We start from the raw sequence: 23,817 nt of genomic DNA on the forward strand, positions 1-23,817 counted from the left end.
GATTCAATGAGCTCCTGACAGTTTTAATACTGTTACTATTAATTATGACAATTACCGAATTAGAAGAACGTTTAAAAAACTGTAAAGATCTCGTCGATCCCCAAGAAAACTTAACTGAAGAAGACAAAGAAGCTATTATCTCAACAGTTTTCTTCTGTCATCCCAACGTCTTATACATGTATGAAACAACACATCATAACATGCACAAAATAAAAATTCAAAGAGAATGGTTATTTAAGATAACAAAAGACTATGAATCCTATAATTTAATTGTGGATTTATCACGATCAAAACCTCCAAGCGCCGAAATAAGAGAAGGAATTAAAACATTTTTGAGTGATAAAATGAACCGTATCTACATCTATATAGGATCGAACGTACTATTAAAACTTGCTGCTAAGTTTATTCTATATTCAGTATTTAAGGATATGGATTATAAGTTTGTAAGTTCAAGAGAAGAAGCCTTAAAATTATCTACTAATGACAGTTAGTATTCAATTTTTAAAAGAGGTGGTTCAGCATATTGTTGATATTTCAAATGACAAATGCTCTATATCTGAAAACGATATCATTTCTGCGTATGATGAAAATGAATTAAAAGCCGAATTGCTTTCTGGTTTATTCTTCTTGTACGAAACAATTGAACTCCAAAAAAAACGGCTTAGAGAAAAGAATAAGGTTCTTGAAAAAAACAATATAGAACTAGAAGAATATGCCCATTTAGTTTCTCATGATTTAAAATCTCCTTTGCGAGGAATACATTCATTATCAGAGTTTATCGAAGCCGACCTAGAGGATAAAAACTATCAAGGGGTTTCGGACTATCTAACTCTTTTGAAAAAGAGAATAGAAAAAATGGAAAACATGATCAATGGTGTTTTAAAATATTCAAAAATAAGTAAAAGTAAGTCTCCTATTGAAGAAGTAGATGTTGGTAAATGTATTAATGAAATTTACGAAACCTTTTATCATACCGATGTCGACCTTATTGTTAACGACAAATTACCCATCATCAATAGTGAAAAAGTGAAGATATTTCATCTTTTCTTCAACCTAATCGAAAATGGCATTAAACACAATACTAAAACAGAGAAAACAATAACTGTTTCCCATAATGAGAACAGAAATGACCATATTTTCTATATAAAAGATAACGGTCCTGGCATACCAAAAAAATATCAGAAGAAAATATTCTCTTTATTCGAAACCCTCGATGAAAGTAACAAAAACAATACAGGTATTGGTCTTTCAATAGTTCACAAAATTGTTCTTGGCCTTGGAGGAACTATCGATTTAGAGTCTGAAGTTAAAAAAGGAACTACTTTTATCATAACATTACCCAAAAACTTTGAAACTCCTGAATCAAATCTTTTAGATCAATAAGAGTTTACTGTTACTACTGCACCATCGAAATTGCAGGAATAATAATTACTAGCAACAAAAATTTTCTTTAATTTATCTCCTCTTCACACGTTGATTTAGAATCGCTTTATACCTCAACTATTTTACGTAATTTTGTGAATCATTAACACGCGATATAAAAGAAATGTCAGAAGAAAAAAAATCGTTAAACTTTATTGAACAAATAATCGAGGAAGATTTGGCTAATGGAATGCCAAAGGAAAATTTACGTTTTCGATTTCCTCCTGAACCTAATGGTTATTTGCATATTGGACATACAAAAGCGATTGGTATCAGTTTCGGGTTAGGAGAGCATTATAACGCTCCTGTGAACCTTCGTTTTGATGATACTAATCCTGCTAAAGAAGAGCAAGAATATGTTGATGCTATTAAAAAAGATGTTTCATGGCTAGGTTATCAATGGGCTAGTGAATGTTACTCATCTGATTATTTCCAGCAATTGTATGACTGGGCTGTTCAATTGATTAAAGATGGTAAAGCTTATGTAGATTCTCAATCTTCTGAAGAAATGGCGCAACAAAAAGGTACTCCAACCGAGCCTGGTGTTGCTGGACCATACAGAGATCGTTCTGTTGAGGAAAATCTTGATTTATTTACCAGAATGAAAGATGGTGAGTTTGAAGAAGGAACACATGTTTTACGTGCTAAAATCGATATGGCATCTCCAAACATGTTAATGCGAGATCCTATCATGTATCGTATACTTAAAAAAGCACATCATAGAACAGGTAATGACTGGGTAATATATCCAATGTACGACTGGACTCACGGTGAAAGTGATTATATAGAGCAAGTTTCTCACTCTTTATGTTCATTAGAATTTAAACCTCATAGAGAGCTGTATAATTGGTTTAGAGATAATGTATACGATTACAGTAAGTCGAACTATCCATTAGCTCCGAAACAACGTGAATTTTCACGTCTTAACTTAAGTTATACCGTAATGAGTAAACGAAAGTTAATGAAGCTTGTAGAGCAAGGAATTGTTTCTGGTTGGGATGACCCAAGGATGCCTACAATTTCCGGATTAAGAAGGCGTGGATATACTCCTGCTTCGATAAGAAGTTTTGTTGAAACTGTAGGAGTTTCGAAAAGAGAAAATGTTATTGATGTAGCTTTGTTGGAGTTTAAGATTAGAGAAGACTTAAATAAAACGGCTAATAGAGTCATGGGAGTATTGAACCCTGTGAAATTAGTAATTACCAACTATCCTGAAGATAAAGAAGAGGTATTAATTGCCGAAAACAACCCAGAAGATGAAAACTCAGGTTCAAGAGAGGTTCCATTTTCTAGAGAACTTTATATTGAACGAGAGGATTTCAAAGAAGAAGCGAATAAAAAGTATTTCCGTTTAACTCTAGGAAAAGAAGTTCGTTTAAAAAATGCCTATATCATAAAAGGTGAGAGCTGTATTAAAGATGATGAAGGAAATATTACGGAAATTCACTGTACTTATGATCCTTTAAGTAAGTCTGGAAGTGGTACTGAAGAAAGTAAGCGTAGAGTAAAAGGTACATTGCATTGGGTATCTATTAAGCATGCCGTAAATGCTGAAGTAAGAGTTTATGATCGTTTATTCTCTGATGAAGCACCAGATAGTCATAAAGACAAAGATTTTATGGAGTTTTTAAATCCTGATTCTTTAAATACCATTAATGCTTTTGTTGAGCCTAGCTTACAGGAAGCTAAAATAGGAGATCGTTTTCAATTCCAGAGATTAGGGTATTTCAATGTTGACGATGATTCAACTCCTGAAAAACTAGTATTTAATAAAACTGTTGGACTCAGAGACACTTGGGCTAAGTCTAACAAAAAATAATTCCATCCAAAAAAAAGTCCGCGATTTGCGGACTTTTTTTATTCAATTTCAAAAATTTCGTTTTGTATCCAATTTGCTCTAAGCTTAAATTCTTGAGGCATATAAATTACTTTTTCGGGTTGAATCCTTTTTAAATAATTACCAGTATCCCAAACACCATTTTCATTTTCATCAATAATTGCTCTAACTGAATATTCTTTTGGTTCTAATAACTCATAAGTTATCTTTTTAGACGATTTTATTACTTCTTCAATAGCGACCTTATCTCCTAATAATAACTGGATAATAACCGTTTTGTTTTTCTTATTTTGAACATCCAATACAATACTACCATAATCTTCAACATCTCTTGTTCCAAACTGATAGTTTAGAGTATCATTTTTTGTTTGATATAAATCGCCTATAGCATTTGGTAAAACTTGCATACGATAATTCCAGTTCTTCTTTGACTCAAACAAAACGGCAACCTTATTTGAATTTATCTTTTTTAATTTATAAGGCACATTGATTGTGTCTTTATCAACAAATGATATTTTGGTTGAATCAATAGTTTTTATTGGATTATTTGTTTCTAAAAACAACGTGTCTCTTGGATTCAACACAGACGAAATACTTGAGGTAACTTTTAAGGAATCAATCTTCTTTTTTCTCAACCGAACTGTAATAGTGTCAATATAATCCTTCTTTGTAACCAAAAAGTTTAAAGAATCAGCCTCTATTGGCGTATGCCAATAATATAAAGTATCCTTTTCTTTTTCAAATTGAGTAAAGGATTCAAATGGCTCAGGAGTTTTAGATAACAATTTTATTTCTAAATCCTTTTTTCCTCCCTGGAAACCAAATTGTAGTTTTCCTTTGAATAATTCCTTCGGGCGTTTTAATACAAACGGTTGCTTTTCCTTGAACAATCTTATTTCTTTTGCAATAATACTGTCTCTTGGTAACACAATGGTATCATTTATAAACCCTAATTGATCCGTTTTTGGATTAAACAAATAATCATTAGCAGGTTCTTTCAAAGCCATCATAAAATACTTCCCTTCTTTAATATTTGTAAAATTAAACTGGGTAGAATCTAATGTATTTGTTACGTACTCTGGTTTCTTTTTATAAACAATTGAATCTGTAAATGAACTATCAAGTTTGTACAATAAAACACTAATATTTTTCTCTTTTTCTCTGTTAAAAGAATGAGTAATGCTTCCACTTACCTCAAGAGAATCAATAGTAGTCCCTGTAGAAAACACATACTTAAAGCTTTCCAACTTATTCCCTTCATTATTATCCTGAATGGCATTTCCAAAGTTAAAAGTGTAAGTAGTATTTGGTTTTAACATATCCAGTATTTTAATATTAAAATATTTGCTTGGAGTTCCTTGCGGAGTTATTACCAATGGATTTTTCAATGGAGGTGAAACAACCAACTGTTTGGTCAGATCTTTTAAAACCACATATTCATCAAAATAGATTCTAACCGTCTTTTTATCAAAATTAATGCTTTCATAAGGAGGGTTTGCTGTAACCATAATTGGAGCATCCTCATCTTTAGGACCTCCTTCAGGTCTACCTTTTCTAGCACAACTAGAAATTAATACGACCAGAAAAAAAACACAAGTTTTTGATATTATCTTCACTAAGCAAGTATTTTAAATAAAAACCAAAAGTAGTAAAATAACGGTAATCAATGCTCATTCATTCTCTGTATAAGCCATTGTACACACACTTATTTTGATATTTTTAACTTTTAGCAACTCTTCACAACAAGAAACCAATGTTGCTCCAGTTGTAATTACATCGTCAATTAACAAAACATGTTTATTTTTAAGACAATCAACATCTGAAATATGGAATTTCGAATCTGCATTTGAAAACCTTTCAAATCGTTGTTTTAAAGTTTGGGTTTCACTTCTCGAAACTCTTTTTAATACACCCAGAATATAAGGTACTTGTAAATAATTGCTAAGTACTACTCCAAATTTATCAACTTGATTGTAGCCTCTTAGTCTAAGCTTGTTCTTATGCAATGGTACGGGTAAAACGCAATCAACATCACTAAACAACTTTAATTTTTCAATTTCATAACACATCCTTCTTCCAAGAAAAGTTCCTATGTTTTGTTCTTTTTTGTATTTTAACTCGTGAATTAACTTTTTAGTAATTCCATATTTATTAAAATACAAAAAAGAATAAACATTTTGGACCGGCACTTTCCCAAAGAAAATATTTTGTAACATTTTTTTTGTTGTGTCGTTATATATTATAACAGGGAGATCATTTAAACAAACAATGCATAAAAATTGCTCATTTCTTAAAAGTCTTGATTGACAATTGACACATATATTAGGAAAGAAAATAGAGAATACATCCTTCAAAGGTTTCATTTTCAATAGCTTTTTTGTGTAAGATATTAAATTATAGCAGTATTGTGAGTAAAACAATAAGTTTTTTCAAAGAGGCGGTAAAAAATTACAAAACATCAGGGACCTTAGTTCCTAGCTCAAGGTTTTTGGCTAACAAAATGCTTAGCAATATTAATTTTTCCGATTCTAAAGTAATCATAGAACTAGGACCAGGAAATGGGGCGATTACCAAAAATATTCTAGGAAAACTAAACCCAGAAGCAGTATTGATATGTTTTGAAATAAACGATGTCTTTTACAAAGAACTTACAGAGATTGAGCATCCACAACTTATTGTACTTAAAGAATCAGCTGAAAACATTACTTCCGAAATTGAAAAATTAGGGTTTCAAAAAGTAGATGCTATTGTTTCTAGCTTGCCTTTGACCATCATACCCAAACAAATTTCCAGTAAAATACTGAATAACAGCCACTCATCCTTAAAAAAAAATGGAGTTTTCATTCAGTACCAATATTCCCTGTCATACCTAAAGAAATTAAAGGAAGTTTTTGGAAAAAATATCGCATTAGACTTCGAAACACTAAATTTTCCTCCCGCTTTTATTTACAAATGTGTTAAAAAATAGTATTTTAGCGTAAAACTTATTAGTTTTATCCATTGTAATTCCCCCTTAAGATGGTTGCCAAAAATTTGAAAAATAAAGGATTAATAGCCTTCTTACTCTTGTTAGTTATTTTCATCGGTCTTCTGGCCTACCAGAATTCTAGAGACTTCTCAATGTTAAAAGATGCTTTTGATACTGAAAAGCAAGAACTCGAAAACGAACTGCAACAGGTAATTGAAGAATACCAAAGTATTAACTACGAAAATCATGAATTTTCAGGTAAAATTAAAGATCAGCTAGGAAAGGCTATATCTTTACGAGACACTATTCAAGGTTTAAAAGTATCTAACTTTAACCTTTTACGCATGTATAGGAAGCGTATTTCTAATTTAGAAAAGGAAAATAAGGAATTACTGAATAAATTAGATTCTATTAGTAAACTTAATCAAAACTTATTTATTGAAAATGATAGTGTAAAAGGAATATTAAGTGAAACAGAACAGTTAAACTCTGAACTTTACAATAGTAATAGAGCTTTATCAAGAAAAATAGAAACGGCGACAGCTCTTGAAATTTCCAATGTCGATTTCAGCGCCATGAAAAAGAAAAGTAGTGGCAAGCTAACTACGACATATAGATCATGGAAAACAGATGCTTTCCGTGTAAAATTTGATCTACTTGAAAACAAAATCATCGATAAAGGCATAATTCCAATTTACATACAATTAATAAATCCGAAAAACGAAGTAATTTACGTAAAGGGAAGGACTCAGCTAAAAAATGGAAAACGAATTATATACACCAATACCCTAAAAGCCAACTACTTTAACAACACACTCGCCATCATGTCGTTAATTGACGTAGATAAGGAAAAAATGGAAAAAGGAAACTACAAAGTAAAAATTTATGTGAATGGAAAATACTTAAAAGAATCAATTATTAAACTAAAATAACAACCCTAAAATCCCCTGAATTATAATGAAAGCAAACACTACAAAAAATGCGGTTTTAATAGTTCTTTTGTTCGCTGTTTTATTTTTAACACTCTACAACCTAAAAGTCTCTAGTGAAATAAAAGACCTCCAAGGTGTTTTTAAACAAGAAAAGAAAGATTTGAAGAATGCCTTAGACGAAATGATTAAAGACTACACCGATGTTGTTGTGCGAAAGAAAAGCCTTTCGAAGAGACTACGAGTTGAAGTTGAAAAAATGAAAAACTTACGTGACTCTGTAGCCAAACTAGAAGGAAACAATTACAACTTAATAAGAAAATATAGAAGTAAAATAGCAAGTCTGGAAAGAGAAAACAGACGTTTATTTATAAAAATTGATTCGCTTAACTCCGCCAATCAAGCCTTAGCTCAAGAAAATGTAATTACTAACGAAATTTTAAGTCAAAAAGAAACAGTAAACACCGAGTTAATTGAGAAAAACAAAGAGTTAGAAGCTAAAGTTGCTGTTGCTTCGAAAATTGAAATAAGTCCAGTGAAGGTGATTGCTATGAAAGAACGAAGCAGTGGAAAACTTACTAGCACTTCCAGATCAAGTAGAACCGACGCTTTTAAGGTTAACTTTGATTTACTAGAAAATGCTGTAACTACTGCTGGAAAGAAAAGAGTATACATTCAAATTATTGATGAAAAAAAGAATGTAATTACCCCTAAAGGTAAAGCTAGCTTAAATAATGGTGCAAGAATTCAATACAGCGATTCTCTTTTGGTAAATTATAATAATACCAGATTAAGCTTAGTTTCTTTTATTTTGGTTAATCGCGATGAGATATTTAAAGGAAAATACACCATAAGTGCTTTTGTCGAAGGAGAATATTCTGGAAACTCATCTGTTAGTTTAAGATAAACGCACATAACATATTGTAAGAAAAACACATAACAAATACTTATTTGAATTCATAAGTATTATAAAAATCAAAAGTGGAGGTTAAAAATCTTCACTTTTTTTTATGGATTTAACAATAGTTTAAAAGCTTCTGTTATTTTTGCAAAATGGCAAAACAAGAAGATTTATTTAAAAAAGTAATTTCGCACGCAAAAGAATATGGTTATATCTTTCAATCTTCTGAAATTTATGACGGATTGAGTGCGGTATATGACTACGCTCAAAATGGAGCTGAGCTTAAGAAAAATATTAGAGACTATTGGTGGAAAGCCATGGTTCAAATGCATGAAAATATTGTTGGTATCGATGCCTCAATTCTTATGCACCCAACTACTTGGAAAGCTTCAGGCCACGTTGACGCTTTTAATGATCCTCTTATTGATAACAAGGACAGTAAAAAAAGATATCGTGCCGATGTTTTAGTGGAAGATTACTGTGCTAAGATTGAAGCAAAAATTGAGAAGGAAGTAAAAAAAGCGCAAAAGCGTTTTGGCGAAGCTTTCAACAAAGAAGAGTTTGTGACAACAAACCCTCGAGTTCTTGGCTATCAGGAAAAAATTAATACGATACTAAGCAGGTTAGCAAAATCATTGGAAAATGAAGATTTGGCTGATGTTAAATTATTGATTGAAGAACTTGAAATTGCTGATCCTTTAACTGGAAGTAAAAACTGGACAGATGTTAAACAGTTTAACTTAATGTTTGGAACACAATTAGGAGCATCCGCTGATAGTTCAATGCAAGTATATCTTCGTCCAGAAACTGCTCAAGGTATTTTTGTTAACTTTTTAAATGTTCAGAAAACCGGACGTATGAAAATTCCTTTTGGAATTGCACAAACTGGTAAGGCATTTAGAAATGAAATTGTAGCGCGCCAGTTCATTTTTAGAATGAGAGAGTTCGAACAAATGGAAATGCAATTCTTTGTAAAACCTGGAACTCAAAAAGAATGGTATGAAAAATGGAAAGAAACTCGTTTAAAGTGGCATTTATCTCTTGGAATGGGTGAAGATAACTATCGTTTCCATGACCATGAAAAGTTAGCACACTATGCTGATGCAGCTGCCGATATAGAATTTAAATTCCCTTTCGGTTTCAAAGAATTAGAGGGAATTCATTCTAGAACTGACTTTGATTTAAAAGCGCACGAAGAATTCTCTGGAAAAAAGCTACAATATTTTGATCATGAAGAGAACAAAAGTTATGTACCATATGTAGTTGAAACCTCTATTGGTTTAGATAGAATGTTCTTAGCTGTTTTTGCTAATTCATTACAAGAAGAAGAGCTTGACAATAACACCACAAGAGTTGTGTTAAAGTTACCAGCTGTATTGGCTCCTGTTAAGGCAGCTATTTTACCTTTGGTTAAAAAAGATGGCTTACCTGAGATTGCACGTAAAATTGTAGATGACCTAAAATGGGACTTCAATGTTGCTTATGATGAAAAAGATGCTGTTGGACGTCGTTACCGTCGTCAAGATGCTGCAGGAACACCTTTCTGCATTACGGTAGACCACGATACCTTAGAAGACAACACTGTTACCATACGTCATAGAGATACAATGGAGCAAAAACGTGTTAAAATAGACGATTTAAGAGCAATTATCAAAGAAGAGGTAGATGTACGTACCTGGCTTCAAAAAATGTAATAAAACTACTTTTAAATAACGCAAAAACCTATCTGAGTTCAGATAGGTTTTTTTATTAATAAATGATTTAAATTTAAAACTAGTAGGTTTCTTCGAACTATTAGGTTTTAGTTGAAAATCCTACTTTATTTTCGCTGATTTAGTTCACTCTTAAAAATTTTAGGCTAACCTTCTCCTTTTTCAAGATTTCATTTTCCATTGCTAAATCATAAGCACTTTCGTTAAAATCAGTTGTAAGGTATTTGTTAGCTCCATTTTCCAGAAGTAAGTTCAATAGCTCTTTATTTTTAGCTTGCATTGCGGCCAAATGCAATGGGCTTAAATTTAAGTTGTTCTGATTGTTTATATTTGCCCCTAATTCAATGGCTTTTTCTAGTAAAAAAGGACTACTTTTTTCAATAGCTATATGAGCCAAGTTATTTCCTTTTTTATCTGTTGACTTAGGATCGACTCCAGCCTCTAGCAATTTTGCAATCATATGCGAAGCTTCTTCTTTTCTTTTCTTACTATAACCATTAAATACATGATGAAGTAAATTCATACCTTCTTTATCTGACACTAAAGGATCTGCTTTTTTTTCGATTAAAATATCAAAAGCTTTCTTAGACCTCCTCATAATAGACAAAGTTAATGCCGATTCACCTTTATTGTTTTTATGGTTTATATTGTTTGTATGTGGCAGTAATTTCTCAAGGTTCTCAGTCTTTGACGATACAGAATTTATCAAAGCTATATTTCCATTTTCATCAACCTGGTTAGGAGAAACTCCTTTTGAAATAAAAAAATCAAGCAACTCAGGTGTAGCTCTTCTTGATGCTAAATGTAAAGGAGACTTCCCTTCCCAATTTACCATATCAATTTCCATTTTCAGTTCATTTGATAAATAATTAAAAACTTCCATATCGAGTGTTCTTCTTCTCCTTCCATAAGAGGCGAACAATACTGGATTTTCACCCTTTTTATTAATGGTTTTATAGGATACTCCTTTATTAACCCAGAGCTTCATTACATTTAAATTACCACCTCTTGCTGCGTAATTAAAAAGGTTATTACCATCGTTATCTTCGCATTTAATTGAAACACCCTTATCCAAAAAGTATTGAAATATTGATAAATCCTTTGCTTTAGAACCTGATAATACCATTAAAGCATTGGCTCCAGATTTATTTTTGTGACTAGGTTCAATACCATAAGAAAAAATTAAGTCATAAATAGATTTATCTTCGACACCACCTATTGCAGCCATAAGTAACATATTAGTCCCTCTTGAAGAACTAAAGTTAGGGTCAGCTCCAAGCTCCAATAAATGTTTAACTAAATCTTTGTTTCCTTTATAAGCAGCCCATAATAAATATGGGATTCCTCCATGAGTTTGTTTGTTTGCCGGATTTCCTTTAAGAGTAAGCATATATTTCAAACTTTCAACAGGAGCGTCATCAATAATTCCATAGGCAGTTCCGTCGAAAGCAAAAGGTCCTTTCTCAATAGGGTCGTGCCCCTCCTTTATCTTTTGTTTTATTTGAGCAATCGTTGGTTTTCCTTTCCAAAAATCTCTATCTAAAAAAATATTTTTCTCTTGTGCATTTATTCCGAATGATAGAAAAAGAAAGAGTAGTATCACGTGTGTTTTCATATCAAATGATCTGTTTATTTAGTTTATAGTTTCATTATGTTGGTATTTCCAATAAAAGGTTGAAAGAACAACATTGACAAATCTAACTATTTAAAATCATTCTAAATAAAAAAATCAATAGAAAAACACTAATTTTACAACCTCAACGCATAATTATAACTTAAAATGAAGTTGATTAAAATATTATTCGCAATATTCTTGCTTTGGATGATTACTGGTGCTGTACTTCTCAATATTGAACATCCAAAAGCAGAAGTTGTTATGGGGCTCGGAGTATTTTACATGGCCTTTATACTTATGCCTGTTTTTATTTATTACCGATACAAGGATGGTAAGTACAAGAAATACATTTTAGATTCTGATAAAAACAAAAAGGTCGAAGATTAATCTTCGACCTTTTTATTTGGTTTATTTAAATTACTATTCCAATGCTGGAGAGTAATTTGTTGGATGATCTGCAGCTTTTGCCAATCCATTAGTGGCATCTGCGAAATTCGATCCATATGTTGTATCAATAGCTTTTAAAATGGTATTCGCCATTAACGCATATCCTCTACCCGTTAAGTGAATTCCATCTAGACTTACTAAACCACCGAAAACAAGACTTGCATTCGTTGTAAATTCATCAAATACAATTCCTGTAGTAGATGCTTGCTCCAAAAGCGCTTTAAAATCAGCCAACGCTAATCCTTTTGCACTTGCAACACTAGTTATTGTAGCATTATAAGCATCAGTAGCGGTTTTTACTCCAGCCACTTCTTCAGCAGTTAAAACCCACTGATCTCCTAATGGAGCTGAAACCCCGTTTATCATCTGTGGATTACCTCCAACCGTTGTTCCAATAAAAGCTGAAGCAGGCAACACTATTAAATCGTCAGCAGTTGTTTGTCTTAAACTCAGTAATCGAGGATTAATTCCTGTTAAATCAGTTAATCCCTCTTCATCTAAAATTACTACAGCATTCTGTCCTTCAGCAAAAGTAATGGTACGTTTTGCAATTTCAGCATCCGCCATTTCTTGTGTCATTGGGGTGTTTGCTACTAAAAACGCAAATGCCTGTTGTATTCCTACGTTATATGCAGCATATCCTTGATTTACCGCTCCTGCTGTAGCGGCATCCATTGGTACTGGGTTATAAGGGACTGTTGTAAAATAAGGCAACGAAGTAATATAAGGAACTGTTGCTACAACTCCTTTTGCTCCATTAGCGGTTAAGGCATCAACAAGACCTGAGAAAGTCTGCGCAAAAAGATCTGGATCTGTAATATCTGTTGATCCATAAGTCGCAGGGTCAGGGTTTCCTGTTTGGTTTTCACCTGCTCCTCCAGCAATTGCATATCCCAATACATCATTTCCTCCGATTTCAGACAGTGTAAAGAATGTTGGTTGTTTGGAAACAGCCTCTGCGATCACAGTAGATTGTGTTGGTGACATTCTTACAAAGTAAGGATTTGCCGTACCATTTGCCAAACCTGCTAAAGAACCATATCCAGGTGCTACAAAATGAAAGCTCTTTGCTCCTGGAACACCATAGTTATGAAAGTCTGGAGCCCCTGTAGCTGGAACACCTACTTGTGTCGTTGGCATTTTATCAAGCCTTGCAGGTCCAGCTCCATTAAAGTAAAAACGCGGTTCTTGCACTACCGTTGTACCACTTACCAAACCACCAATATTATCAGACATTAATGGTTGATTAAAAGTACCTCCATTGGCCATAGAAAACTTTCCAGACAAGATATTCGGAAAAGAATTCTCTTGTCCTTTTATAAACATTGCTCCATCAGTGAAACCTGCTGTAAAGGAAGCTCCAACTGAAATATATTTTGAAAAGTCGGCACTTCCTGCTTGCAAAGCAACATCAGGAACTACTGGACCTTGAATTTCTTCTAATTCATTATTTACATCACAGGCGGTTAAAGCTACTGCTAAACCTAAAACCCATCCTATATTTTTTTTCATCATCATCACGTTTTTAGTTATTAATAGTCCAAGAAATAAAATACTGTGAACCTATTGCTCCAACTCCAGGAGCACTTAAATACTCTTGTCCTGTTAAATTAGCTCCACCTAACTTAAATACAGACTTCCATTTTGGAACTCTATAATTTACCTGTGCATCTATCACTGTTCTTGAATCGATAACAGCATCTAAGAAAGTAGATTCCCATAAGTATTCATCTTGCCATCTAGCATTCACGTTAAATCCGAAGTTTTCAAACAAATTTGTTTTTCCAAACTGTAACTTCACCTTATGTTCAGGAGTGTTAAACCCTGCCTCAAAGTCAGGATCAGAAGCTTGATCAAAATCAAACTTTGCATAAGTATAGTTAACACCTAAGTTAAACCCATTAAAAACTTTTGTATTTAATCCGATAGTTGCTCCATATGAACTAATATCTGCTGCAGAGTTTGTATATGTTGAGAATACTCTCGTGTCTCCATTTGCTAAAGCAAGTAAAGCATCCGCATTTCCAACAGTTCCATATAATGGCACCATTACGTTCTCATTTGCAATGAAATCTTCATATTGGTTATAATAAACACTTAAATCAATACTTAATTTTTGGTCAGATACAGGAATAACTCCACGATATCCAACTTCATAAGCTGTAACTTTTTCTGGCTTTACCAAATCTACCACCGCTTTTGTTGGAGCTCCTGCTAAAACAGACGCCAAAGAAAATGCATTCTCATATGCACTTCTACCAACAATTGATCTCTGAGTATCTCCAGTCAAAGCTTGACCAGGAGTACTTAGGTTTATAGGAGTTGTAACATATCTATCTAAGTTATCTGGAGCAGATCCTACTAAGAAAGCTCTACCTGCATTTAAACCAATATATTGATCTTGAGTTGTTGGGTTTCTGAATCCTGTTTGGAAAGAAGCTCTGAAGTTATGATCTCTTGTTTCACCAGCTGCGTAAGCTACCGAAATTCTAGGTGAGAAATTACCATCGAAGTTTTGAGCTTTATCATAACGGATAGATCCTGTTAACTTTAAACGATCATCCATTAATTTCTTTTGAATTTGAGAATATACTCCGTATTCATCGTAATCAATTGGACCATCAAAGTCAGTAAATATTGTTCCTTGAGAATTTAAAACATATTGACGGTAAGAACCTCCAAATTGAACTTCAGCCCAATCAATATAGTCTCTTAAATTTAAGTTGGCATCAACGTGGTACAACTTTGTATTATCAATAAACTTAGCTCCAGTTGATAAATCACCATCAGCAACTACTTCATCAAAAGCTGCTTGGAATCCAGGAGTTCCAGGAAGAAGTCTACCTGTATCTGCAACTCTTCTAGCCTCTGCATGAGAACCAGTCATTAAATAAGCTCCAGCATATTGAGTGAACCAATCTGTATCCGATTTCCACTTTCTGTTAACATTGATAGCTGCGAAACGAGTATCATAAGAATCTCCTGCATCTTCATCGGTAACATATCCTCTTACGAAGAAGTTTTTACCTCTAGCCTCAATCTTGTGTTGTTGCATAAAGAAATTCTTGATGCTATACCTATTTGTACCTTGATAAATGGTATTTCCTACCCCAATTTTAGTATCATAAATTAATTCTAAACGGTCGTTACCCCAAGGTCTGTAATGTAAAGCTCCACCAAACTTAACGCTTCTTGCATCATAGTTCATTAAATCTACTTCATTATACCCTGTTCTACTAACTGTTCCAATAGCTCCACCAAGATTTGTAGAAACCTCATCACCATAAACGTTTAATCCGTCATAGTCATTGTTAGACCTATCTCCAGGAACATGAGTTCCTAAATCTCCATTTGTATTTCTATAATCTGTAGCGTACCATTCAGTTCCTTGTAATAAAGAGAATGTTGCTTTTGCTGCAAACTTATCATCAAAAGCATGCGCCATTCTAATACCTACATCGTAAAAAGCATTGTCTCCTGCCGCTTCCTGACTGGTAATTCCTGTTTTAACCACCGTACTAATCCCTTGATGGTCAAATGGGTTTTTACTGGTCATAAACATAATACCATTAAAGGCATTTGCACCATATAATGCAGAAGAAGCTCCAGGAAGTAATTCAACACTCTGAACATCTAATTCTGATAAACCTAGTAAGTTACCTATTGCGAAATTTAACGCAGGAGATGAATTATCCATCCCATCAACTAACTGTAAAAACCTTGTATTTGCAAATGTCGCGAAACCACGAGTATTTACAGATTTAAAAGTTAAACTGTTTGCATTAATATCAACACCTTTAAGATTTTCTAAACCATCGTAGAATGAAGGAGAAGAGGTATTTCTTATTTCTCTAACATCCATTCTTTCAACAGTTACTGGAGATTCCATAATACGTTCAGGAGTTCTCGAAGCAGAAACTACTACCTCATCCAAAGCAGTATCATTTTCTGACAAACTCACTTCTACATTTTGATTGTTTTGTGTTATCTCAACCGATTTCGTTTGATAACCAATTAAAGAAACTTCAATTGTAAAAGGAGGGGTGTCTGTAACAGTTAATGTAAATTTTCCATCGAAATCTGTAGTTGTACCTACAGCTTTTCTTGAAACCTTGATATTAGCTCCTGGCAGGGGACCTCCCAGTGTTGCGTCATTCACAGTACCCGTAATTGTTGTTTGCGAAAACATCAAACTACTGCACAATGCAAATGCAACTAGTAATAATCTATTCATCATAATAATTGTGTAAAATAATTTGTTAACTAAACGCAAAATACGATTTTTTTTGTTTTTCTAATTATTTGTGTTAAATTTTATTAAAACCTCTATATTTTACTAATCGTTTGCGAAAATTTTAACACAACTTCATTGAACTCCTATATCTCAATGAAAAATCCGCAATCTGTAGAAAACAACATAAAATCCAATATCCTACTTTACCTTTTTGAATTTCCATTAGACCGCAAACAGATTGCAATGTTTGTTTATGTATAAATGTACATACTGTTTCAAAATGTGTCTTACAAATTGTACATTTGTAAAAATTTATATTGTAAATTGGAAGTAACCCATTCTATTTTTGATTTTAATCCCTCTCAAAAAACGTATGTTACCATTGGAACTTTTGATGGGGTTCATATCGGTCATCAAAAAATCATTAAGAAATTAATTGAGGATGCTAAATTAAATAACAAGAAGTCCGTTGTACTTACTTTCTTCCCTCATCCAAGAATGGTGCTTCAACAAGATGTATCTATTCAGCTTATAAACACTATTAAGGAAAGAACTCAACAATTAGAAAACCTAGGGCTTGACTATTTAATTATTCATCCATTTGACAGAGAGTTTTCGCGTCTTACTGCATTAGACTTTGTTAGAGATGTTTTGGTAAACAAGTTGAATATTGATAAGTTGATAATCGGATACGATCATCATTTTGGAAAAAACAGAGAAGGAAACATAGAGCAACTAACGGAATATTCGTACTTATATGACTTCCATGTTGAGGAAATACCAGCTCAAGACATTGATCATGTCTCGGTTAGCTCTACAAAAATTAGGAAAGCACTTCTAAATGGCCAATTAAAAACAGCTAACAAATACCTTGGGTATAATTTTAGTTTAACAGGCACAGTGGTGACAGGGGAGCAACTAGGGGGAAAAATAGGTTTTCCTACAGCAAACATCCATATTGAGGAGGAATACAAATTAATTCCAAAGACGGGCGCCTATGTTGTCAAATCTAATATAGATAACCAGTCGGTATTTGGAATGATGAATATAGGGGTTAGACCCACTGTCAGTGGTGATAACCGAACAATCGAAGTACATTTCTTCGATTTCAATAAAGATATATACAGTCAACAAATCACAATTGAGCTACTCTATTTTCTAAGAGAGGAGCAAAAATTTAATTCGATAAATGAATTAAAAGAACAATTAGAAAAAGATGAAAGAAACGCGGGCGAATTCTTAAAAAGTTACGCCAACTTCTAATTTCAAAAATTATTAAATAAATCCCCCCTTATTCTTAAACCTCTAGAATTAGCCTTTGACGCAACTGTAGACAAAGTTAATTCTTTTAAAGTCTTTATAATGACACACTTGTCATTATGTAATTCATATGTTTTTAAGAATTTGTATCAAAAAAAAGAATGATACTGTCAAAAGAGGAGATAACTTTAAAAAAGATTGCCCTTTGCGTTAAAATTCTACGAGATGAGTATAATGTGACTTTGAGTGAATTTTATATTGACACGGGGATTCATTTAGCGAGGATTGAACAGGGGAAAACTAACATCACCATTTCTACGCTACAAAAAATATGCGAATACTTCAATATCACCCTATCTGACTTCTTCATGATGATGGAAAAAATTTAGTATTAACAAGGCATTGCTTAAATCTATTACTTCCTTTATCTTTGCTCTTCTTAAAAAAATAAAAGATGTTACAAATTCAGTTTATTAGAGAAAACAAACAAACTGTTTTAGAAGGGCTTGCAAAGCGTAATTTTGCAAATGCTGAAACAATTATTGATGAAGTATTAAATACAGACGAAGCTAGAAGATCTACTCAAGTTTTACTAGACAATGTATTAGCTGAATCTAATAAGCTGTCCAAGGAAATAGGTGCTCTTTTTAAGTCTGGTGAAGTTCAAAAAGCGAACTTAATTAAAGAAAAAACTGGTCAGTTAAAGGAGCAATCAAAAGAGCTTACCGAGAAACTAAATACAGTTTCGGATAAGCTACAAGATCTTTTATACCAAATTCCAAATGTACCACATGCTTCGGTAGTTGCTGGAAAAAATGAGGAAGATAATGAAGAGGTATACAAAGAAGGTACTATTCCTGATCTTGGTGACAAAGCGTTACCTCACTGGGAGCTTGCAAAGAAATATGATATTATCGATTTTGATCTTGGAGCAAAAGTAACTGGGGCTGGTTTTCCTATTTACAAAGGGAAAGGGGCTCGCTTACAACGTGCTTTAATTTCTTATTTCTTAGATAAGAATACGGCAGCTGGTTATACTGAAGTACAGGTGCCTCACTTAATTAATGAAGCTTCTGGTTACGGAACTGGTCAATTACCAGATAAAGAAGGACAAATGTATCATATTACAGTTGATGATTTGTATTTAATCCCAACAGCAGAAGTTCCAATAACAAATATGCTTAGAGGTGATTTATTGAAAGAGGCCGACTTACCTAAGTCTTTCACTGGATACACTCCTTGTTTTAGAAGGGAAGCTGGAAGTTATGGAGCACATGTAAGAGGTTTAAACAGATTGCATCAGTTTGACAAGGTTGAAATCGTAAGAGTAGAGCATCCAGATAATTCTTATAATGCTTTAAACGGAATGGTTGAGCATATTAAAGATATTTTAAGAGAGTTAAAACTACCTTATAGAATTTTACGTTTATGTGGTGGTGATACTGGTTTTACCTCAGCTTTAACTTTCGATTTTGAGTTGTACTCTACTGCTCAAGAACGTTGGTTAGAAATTAGTTCTGCTTCGAATTTTGAAACGTATCAAGCTAACAGATTAAAACTACGTTTTAAAAACAAGGATGGAAAAAGTCAATTAGCCCACACCTTAAATGGTAGTTCATTGGCTTTACCTAGAGTATTAGCTGGAATCCTAGAAAATTATCAGACGGAAAATGGAATAAAAATTCCTGAAGTATTAGTTCCTTATTGTGGTTTCGATATGATCGATTAATTCTTATAATTAGGGATGTATAAAACAAAAAGTAAGTTTCTGTAGAAACTTACTTTTTTAGTTTGCAATTACTGCAACCATTAATTTCTTATATCTATTCATTTCTAAAAGAGCATCAAAATACTGAGATATTTGTCCGTTTTTCATAAACTCATTTGCTCTTTCTTTTGCCGATTCGTATTGTTTTGATAAAGTTTTCATTTGTGTATAATTTAGTTATGCTACATAGAAAACAAAGTTCGTGCCAAAAAATAATTTTGTTGAATTTTATGTTGTAAACGAAACTTGTTTTCTGTGATATTAATTTGTTATAAAATATTTAAAAAGAAAGTAACCCTTTGATAATAGGTCTTTTTTTAAGATTTTTGTGTAACTAGTGTTTCTAAAAATTCATTGGTCCCATTTTAATGAAAAAAAATATAGCCTTTCTTTTTTTGTTTTTTCTTTGTTCTTTTTCTTTTGCTCAGAAGAACAATTTTATCATTGCTGAAAATTATTTCAGAAATAATGAGTTCAAAAAAGCGATTCAACTTTATAAAGAATTATATAAAAAGAGTCCATATAATACTACTTATTTAAAACGATTAGTTACCTGTTATCAAGAAACAAATCAGTTTTCTTTGGTTGAAACCCTTGTTACCGAAAAAATTAAAAGATTTCCAAAGCAAACTTTTCTTCTAGTAGTCTTAGGACATAACTACGAAAGACAACAGCTTTCTGATAAAGCGAATGAATACTATCAAAAAGCACTAGAAACCATTAAAAGTAAACGAGGGTATGGTAGCGTAACAGCCAATCTTTTTAAAGAATATAATAAACTGGATTACGCTATTGAGGCATATACCACTGTTATGGAACAAAATCCAAAAGCTAATTTTGGATTTCAGCTAGCTCAGATTTATGGTGAAAAAGGAGATTTTGGAAAAATGTTTGAATCTTATGTTGATCTAGTAGATAAGAATGAGAACTTCGTTAACAATGTAAAACGTTATGCAAACCGATACATTAATGAAGAGCCAGAAAACGAAAATAATATTCTATTCAAGAAAGCATTACTAAGAAAATCTATTAGCAACCCAAAAAACATCTGGAATAATCTTCTTGCTTGGCTTTTTATAAAACAAAAACAATATCAAAAAGCATTAACTCAATACAAAGCTTTAATAGCTCGTGATGCAGATCATTTATCTAGTGTGAAAGAGCTAGGTAAGATAGCCTTTGATAATTTAGATAATGATACGGCTAAAGATTGTTTTAACTTAGTTATTGAAAAAACAAATTATGAAAGCGATAAGTTTCATGCCATTTACATGAACTTAATTATTGATATTGCCAACAAAGAACCAGAGTTAGATAACAAGTTTAAATCAGTTTTAGATCAATATGGTATCAGTAGAAAAACTATATACATACAACTTGCCTATGCTGATTTTTTAACCTTTCAACGAAACAATCCAGAAGAGGCTATTTCTGTTTTAGAAAAAGCACTGAGTTTGGCTGGTTCAAAGTTTGCTAAGGCCTCCGTTAAATTAAAACTAGGAGAAGTCCTTGTGTTTACAAGAAAGTTTAATAAAGCCTTAATTTATTTCTCTCAAGTTCAAACAAAGTTTAAGAATCATCAATTGGCGCAAGAAGCTCGCTTTAAAGTAGCCCAAACCTCCTATTTTAAAAGCGATTTTACTTGGGCAAAAGCACAATTAAAAATATTAAAAGGTTCCGCTACACAACTAATAGCCAATGATGCCACTGAGCTTTTTTTAACCATTTCGGACAATCAACCTTCAGATAGTATTCCTACAGGATTGAAAGAATATGCAAAAGCAGATTTACTTGCTTATCAAAATAAAAATGAGGAAGCTATTAGTATTTTATCAGAGGTTATCACAAACTACAAAAATCAACCAATTGAAGATGAAGCTCTATTTAAACAAGCAGAACTTTATGTAAAAAAGGAAAAATTTAATGAGGCTATTTCTAATTTTGAAAAAGTCCTATTGCTAAATCCTGAAGGGGTTTTAATTGATAATAGTTTGTATGCTTTAGCAGAATTATACAATACAAAATTAAATAACCCGAAAAAGGCTTCAGAATACTACCAAAAGATTATTTTTGACCACGCTTCAAGCATCTATTTAGTAGACGCAAGAAGAAAGTTTAGAAGGTTAAGAGGCGACGACATTTAATTAACTCATGCATAGACTATTTCACGTACTAATGTACCCTATATCTTTGCATTTTTATCGAATTTAAATTTATGTACATATATAACGTTACTGTAAACGTAGACGAAAGTATTCAAGCTGAATGGTTAGTTTGGATTGAAAAACATATACCAGAAGTTTTAGCTACAGGTCATTTTTTAAGTGCAAAAATGACACAGGTTTTAGTCGAAGAAGAAATGGGAGGTGTTACCTATTCTATTCAATATAGTGCTAAGACAAAAGAAGACTTAGAGAACTATTATAAGTTTAGCGCAGAAAAATTAAGAGGCGATGGAATGAAAAAATTCGCTGATAAAATGTTAGCTTTTAGAACAGAATTAAAGCTTATTAAAGAGTTTTATCCTGTTTCAAATAATAACTAATAGTTTTAAAAATTCTTAAAACGATAACTGAAAGAAATGAGTGTAAGAGCGAAAAAACATTTAGGACAACATTTTTTAACTGATGAAAATATAGCGAAAAAAATAGCTGATTCTCTAACAGAACAAGGCTATGACAATGTTTTAGAGATTGGTCCAGGAATGGGAGTTCTTACAAAATATTTACTAGAAAAAAGACCAAAAGTTACTGTCATGGAGCTTGATTCTGAGTCAGTAACTTATTTACAGGAAACATTTCCATTGGAGCATATTAAACTGGATACCTCTGCTGAAAAATTTACTATTGTTGAAGGCGACTTTTTAAAGCAAAATTTAAAAACTTTTTTTTCGGGAAATCAAGTGGCCATTATTGGTAACTTTCCATATAACATTTCTTCTCAAATCGTATTTAAGGCAATAGAGAATCGTGAATTTGTTCCAGAGTTTTCAGGAATGTTTCAAAAAGAGGTAGCTCAACGTATCGCCGAGAAAAAAGGAAGTAAAACCTATGGAATACTTTCAGTACTTACTCAGGCCTTCTACGATGCTGAATATTTATTTACAGTACCGCCTACTGTTTTTAATCCACCGCCTAAAGTTGACTCAGGAGTTATCCGACTCATTAGAAAAGAGAACTATACACTTCCTGTTGACGAAGCTTTATTTTTTAGAGTAGTAAAAACAGCCTTTAACCAACGAAGAAAAATGCTTCGTTCAAGTTTAAAATCATTTAATCTTTCGGTCACTTTAAAAGAAGACCCTATATTTGCTATGCGTCCTGAACAACTGTCAGTACAGGATTTTGTTGATTTAACATCTAAAATAGCAAACAATGGCACTGGAAATCACTAAAGAACTTATTGAGAATGTAGAAGATTTAATTCTAAACAAAAAAGACGTTGCTTTAAACGACTTTTTTGCAGAGACACATCATGCCGATATTGCTGAAGTTTTAGAGGAACTTTCTTTTGACGATGCTATTTATATTATTCGTTTATTAGATTCTGAAACCACTGCCGATGTTTTAATGGATGTGGATGAAGATGTTCGTGAAAAAATATTTGAAAGACTTTCTTCTAAAGAAATTGCCGAAGAAATTGAAGAGTTAGATACCGATGATGCAGCCGATGTCATTGCCGAACTTCCAGAAGAAAGGAAACAAGAGGTTATTCAAAAGATTGAGGACAAAGAACACGCCAAAGAAATTGTTGAATTACTTCGATACGATGAGGACACAGCTGGTGGATTAATGGCAAAAGAGCTTGTAAAAGTAAACGAGAACTGGAATGTACTTACTTGCGTAAAAGAAATGCGTTTACAAGCTGAAGAAGTTACAAGAGTTCATTCTATTTACGTGGTTGATAGTGATGGAAAACTAAAAGGTCGATTATCTTTAAAAGATCTACTGATGGCTTCTACTCGATCGAAAATTGCCGATGTATATATTCCTAAAGTTGATTTTGTAAATGTTCATGACAAAGCTGAAGATATTGCTAATGTTATGATGAAATATGACTTAGAAGCAATTCCTGTTGTTGATGAGCTAGGTGTTTTAGTTGGACGAATTACCATTGATGATATTGTTGATGTTATTAAAGAAGAAGCCGATAAAGATTATCAGTTAGCAGCCGGAATTACCCAAGATGTTGAAGCAGGTGATTCAATTATTCAACTTACAAAGGCAAGACTTCCTTGGTTGTTTTTAGGTTTAATTGGAGGTATTGGAGCCTTTTTAATTATGGGTGAATTCGAACATACTTTCAAAAAACATGCATTCTTATTTTTCTTTACGCCATTAATTGCAGCAATGGCAGGTAATGTTGGAGTACAATCTTCCGCTATTATCGTTCAAGGACTTGCCAATGATGATGTAAAAGGGAGTATTAAAAATCGTTTGGTTAAAGAGATGCTTTTGGCATTATTGAATGGAGTAGTGTTAGCGATTTTCTTATTTTTATTTGTTTTAGCTTACGAGCGCGACTTTATGAAAGCTTTGGCTATCTCTGTATCTTTAATTGTTGTTATCGTCGTAGCAGGCTTAATAGGTACCTTTATTCCTTTGTTTTTGGATAAAAGAGGAATAGACCCTGCTATTGCAACAGGGCCTTTTATTACTACTAGTAATGATATTTTTGGAATATTAATTTACTTCCTAATTGCTCAATTGATATTGGGAGTGTAA

General features: G+C 32.7%; 21 protein-coding genes. 15 read left to right on the plus strand and 6 right to left on the minus strand.

Annotated elements, in window-relative coordinates; all coding sequences use genetic code 11:
* The first annotated feature begins 44 nt into the window (after positions 1-44).
* From ACKTTV_RS04405 to ACKTTV_RS04415, 3 genes are all read left to right on the plus strand, one after another.
* Complete coding sequence (locus ACKTTV_RS04405; RefSeq protein ID WP_408029599.1) at positions 45-491, plus strand: hypothetical protein; 447 nt, start codon at positions 45-47, stop codon at positions 489-491.
* Positions 481-1,383, plus strand: a complete 903-nt coding sequence (locus tag ACKTTV_RS04410; protein ID WP_408029600.1) for a sensor histidine kinase — start codon at positions 481-483, stop codon at positions 1,381-1,383. Before ACKTTV_RS04405 ends, ACKTTV_RS04410 begins: the two co-directional genes overlap by 11 nt.
* A 163-nt stretch (positions 1,384-1,546) precedes the next feature.
* Entirely contained in the window at positions 1,547-3,241 is a 1,695-nt protein-coding gene (locus tag ACKTTV_RS04415; protein WP_408029601.1) for a glutamine--tRNA ligase/YqeY domain fusion protein, read from the plus strand.
* Positions 3,242-3,279: 38 nt separating this feature from the next.
* On the opposite strand, the gene ACKTTV_RS04420 is transcribed toward ACKTTV_RS04415, so the two are convergent.
* Both ACKTTV_RS04420 and ACKTTV_RS04425 read right to left on the minus strand, forming a co-directional pair.
* The gene (locus ACKTTV_RS04420; RefSeq protein WP_408029602.1) at positions 3,280-4,875 is read right to left on the minus strand and encodes an Ig-like domain-containing protein; all 1,596 of its coding nucleotides are present in this window, start codon (positions 4,873-4,875) and stop codon (positions 3,280-3,282) included.
* A gap of 54 nt (positions 4,876-4,929) precedes the next feature.
* A complete protein-coding gene (locus ACKTTV_RS04425; RefSeq protein ID WP_408029603.1) occupies positions 4,930-5,475 on the minus strand; it encodes a ComF family protein in 546 nt (181 codons plus the stop codon).
* A 191-nt stretch (positions 5,476-5,666) separates the two neighbouring features.
* Here ACKTTV_RS04425 and ACKTTV_RS04430 point away from each other — a divergent pair, with 191 nt between their 5' ends.
* The 4 genes from ACKTTV_RS04430 (at position 5,667) to ACKTTV_RS04445 (ending at position 9,751) form a co-directional block, all read left to right on the plus strand.
* Entirely contained in the window at positions 5,667-6,227 is a 561-nt protein-coding gene (locus tag ACKTTV_RS04430; protein WP_408029604.1) for a class I SAM-dependent methyltransferase, read from the plus strand.
* A gap of 65 nt (positions 6,228-6,292) precedes the next feature.
* The gene (locus ACKTTV_RS04435) at positions 6,293-7,159 is read left to right on the plus strand and encodes a hypothetical protein (RefSeq protein ID WP_408029605.1); all 867 of its coding nucleotides are present in this window, start codon (positions 6,293-6,295) and stop codon (positions 7,157-7,159) included.
* A gap of 25 nt (positions 7,160-7,184) precedes the next feature.
* Positions 7,185-8,063, plus strand: a complete 879-nt coding sequence (locus tag ACKTTV_RS04440; protein WP_408029606.1) for a hypothetical protein — start codon at positions 7,185-7,187, stop codon at positions 8,061-8,063.
* A gap of 146 nt (positions 8,064-8,209) precedes the next feature.
* Positions 8,210-9,751 carry a glycine--tRNA ligase gene (locus ACKTTV_RS04445; RefSeq protein ID WP_408029607.1) on the plus strand — a complete coding sequence of 514 codons (1,542 nt, stop codon included), beginning with the start codon at positions 8,210-8,212 and terminating at the stop codon, positions 9,749-9,751.
* 139 nt (positions 9,752-9,890) lie between these two features.
* On the opposite strand, the gene ACKTTV_RS04450 is transcribed toward ACKTTV_RS04445, so the two are convergent.
* On the minus strand, positions 9,891-11,384 hold the full coding sequence (locus ACKTTV_RS04450; RefSeq protein ID WP_408029608.1) for an ankyrin repeat domain-containing protein: 1,494 nt from the start codon (positions 11,382-11,384) through the stop codon (positions 9,891-9,893).
* Positions 11,385-11,549: 165 nt separating this feature from the next.
* On the opposite strand from ACKTTV_RS04450, the gene ACKTTV_RS04455 reads away from it, so the two are divergent.
* Complete coding sequence (locus ACKTTV_RS04455; RefSeq protein WP_408029609.1) at positions 11,550-11,771, plus strand: hypothetical protein; 222 nt, start codon at positions 11,550-11,552, stop codon at positions 11,769-11,771.
* A gap of 33 nt (positions 11,772-11,804) precedes the next feature.
* Here the strand turns inward: ACKTTV_RS04455 and ACKTTV_RS04460 are convergent, their stop codons facing one another.
* Together ACKTTV_RS04460 and ACKTTV_RS04465 are read right to left on the minus strand one after the other, a co-directional pair.
* On the minus strand, positions 11,805-13,343 hold the full coding sequence (locus tag ACKTTV_RS04460; protein ID WP_408029610.1) for a G-D-S-L family lipolytic protein: 1,539 nt from the start codon (positions 13,341-13,343) through the stop codon (positions 11,805-11,807).
* A 13-nt stretch (positions 13,344-13,356) separates the two neighbouring features.
* Positions 13,357-16,068, minus strand: a complete 2,712-nt coding sequence (locus ACKTTV_RS04465; RefSeq protein ID WP_408029611.1) for a TonB-dependent receptor — start codon at positions 16,066-16,068, stop codon at positions 13,357-13,359.
* A 321-nt stretch (positions 16,069-16,389) separates the two neighbouring features.
* On the opposite strand from ACKTTV_RS04465, the gene ACKTTV_RS04470 reads away from it, so the two are divergent.
* The 3 genes from ACKTTV_RS04470 to serS all read left to right on the plus strand — a co-directional run bounded on the left by ACKTTV_RS04470 (position 16,390) and on the right by serS (position 19,054).
* Entirely contained in the window at positions 16,390-17,328 is a 939-nt protein-coding gene (locus tag ACKTTV_RS04470) for a bifunctional riboflavin kinase/FAD synthetase (protein WP_408029612.1), read from the plus strand.
* A gap of 158 nt (positions 17,329-17,486) precedes the next feature.
* The gene (locus ACKTTV_RS04475; protein ID WP_408029613.1) at positions 17,487-17,714 is read left to right on the plus strand and encodes a helix-turn-helix domain-containing protein; all 228 of its coding nucleotides are present in this window, start codon (positions 17,487-17,489) and stop codon (positions 17,712-17,714) included.
* A 65-nt stretch (positions 17,715-17,779) separates the two neighbouring features.
* Complete coding sequence (gene serS, locus ACKTTV_RS04480; protein ID WP_408029614.1) at positions 17,780-19,054, plus strand: serine--tRNA ligase; 1,275 nt, start codon at positions 17,780-17,782, stop codon at positions 19,052-19,054.
* 57 nt (positions 19,055-19,111) lie between these two features.
* Here serS and ACKTTV_RS04485 read toward each other — a convergent pair whose 3' ends face one another.
* Positions 19,112-19,255, minus strand: a complete 144-nt coding sequence (locus ACKTTV_RS04485; RefSeq protein WP_408029615.1) for a hypothetical protein — start codon at positions 19,253-19,255, stop codon at positions 19,112-19,114.
* Between the two features lie 206 nt (positions 19,256-19,461).
* Between ACKTTV_RS04485 and ACKTTV_RS04490 the strand changes: the two genes are divergently transcribed.
* The 4 genes from ACKTTV_RS04490 to mgtE all read left to right on the plus strand — a co-directional run bounded on the left by ACKTTV_RS04490 (position 19,462) and on the right by mgtE (position 23,817).
* Positions 19,462-21,237 carry a tetratricopeptide repeat protein gene (locus ACKTTV_RS04490; RefSeq protein WP_408029616.1) on the plus strand — a complete coding sequence of 592 codons (1,776 nt, stop codon included), beginning with the start codon at positions 19,462-19,464 and terminating at the stop codon, positions 21,235-21,237.
* 71 nt (positions 21,238-21,308) lie between these two features.
* The gene (locus ACKTTV_RS04495) at positions 21,309-21,638 is read left to right on the plus strand and encodes a DUF4286 family protein (RefSeq protein WP_408029617.1); all 330 of its coding nucleotides are present in this window, start codon (positions 21,309-21,311) and stop codon (positions 21,636-21,638) included.
* Positions 21,639-21,674: 36 nt separating this feature from the next.
* Positions 21,675-22,487 (plus strand): 16S rRNA (adenine(1518)-N(6)/adenine(1519)-N(6))-dimethyltransferase RsmA, encoded by an 813-nt coding sequence (gene rsmA, locus ACKTTV_RS04500; protein ID WP_408029618.1) that lies wholly within the window; start codon positions 21,675-21,677, stop codon positions 22,485-22,487.
* Positions 22,468-23,817: a magnesium transporter gene (gene mgtE, locus ACKTTV_RS04505; RefSeq protein ID WP_408029619.1), complete on the plus strand. Its 1,350-nt coding sequence runs from the start codon at positions 22,468-22,470 to the stop codon at positions 23,815-23,817. The genes rsmA and mgtE overlap by 20 nt, the downstream gene beginning before the upstream one ends.

The organism is Tenacibaculum xiamenense (assembly GCF_964513065.1).
Classification (GTDB): Bacteria; Bacteroidota; Bacteroidia; order Flavobacteriales; family Flavobacteriaceae; genus Polaribacter; species Polaribacter xiamenense.